Source organism: Myxococcus sp. AM010, assembly GCF_013372585.1.
Taxonomy (GTDB): Bacteria; Myxococcota; Myxococcia; order Myxococcales; family Myxococcaceae; genus Myxococcus; species Myxococcus vastator.
Genome location: NZ_JABXEO010000218.1, coordinates 1 through 876 on the forward strand (window position 1 = coordinate 1; position 876 = coordinate 876).

Here is an 876-nt window from a genome sequence, read left to right on the forward strand (position 1 = left end):
CTCGGGGTTGACGCCGTTGGCCTCGCAGGAAGCCACCAGTGCATAGAGGCCCGCGAGGTTCTCTCCCGCGGCCTCGTGGCCGACGAAGAGAAAATTCTTACGGCCCAGGGCCGCCTTTCTCAGCGCTGCCTCCGAGCGGTTGTTGTCGAGAGGCAGGCGCTCATTCTCCACGAAGCGCGTGAGGGCCTCCCACTGCTTGAGGGCGTAGGAGATGGCCTGGCCCAGTGGACTCTTGGGCGGGTGACGCGGTGCCTGGGCTTCAAGCCAGACGCGCAGCCCGGCGAGGACGGGGGCGCTGTGCACCTGGCGCAGCTCGCGGTGGGCCGCGGTGCGCACCACGTCCGCCTCTCGCGCCTGGGCCTCCACCCGGTAGAGTTCGAGGATGAAGTCCAGGGCTTCACGCGCCTCGGGCGCGGTGGCCAGCGCGTCGAAGAAGCGGCGACGCACATGGGCCCAGCAGCCGACGCGCACCCGGCCCTGCGGCAGCGTCACCGCGTTGTAGCCGGTGTACGCGTCCACCACGAGGGCGCCCGCGGTGCCACCCAGGACTTCCTTCGGCGTCTTGCTGGCGCGGCCCATGCTGAAGCGGTAGCCGATGAGCCACTCGCCCGCGTCATTCCGGGTGAGGAAAGTCCAGAGGTAGCCCAGACGCGTCTTCTTCACGTCCAGCACGCGCAGCGGCGTCTCGTCCGCCCACACCACGTCCGCCGAGGCAATGCATTGCAGGAGGTGCTGGGAGAGGGGCAGTAGCACCGAGGCGGCCTGGTGGAAGAGGTCCGTCAGGGTGCTGCGACTCATGGGCACGCCGCTTCGCTCCACCCGCTGGGCCAACCGGTGCAGCGGCATGGCGTCCGCGCACTTCGACGTCACCACGTG

General features: G+C 69.5%; 1 protein-coding gene. It reads right to left on the minus strand.

Features of this window, described 5'->3' with window-relative positions:
• The coding region (tnpC, locus tag HV826_RS36385; RefSeq protein WP_368671077.1) for an IS66 family transposase at nucleotides 1-873 on the minus strand (873 nt) is incomplete at its 3' end.
• Between the last annotated feature and the right edge of the window lie 3 nt (nucleotides 874-876).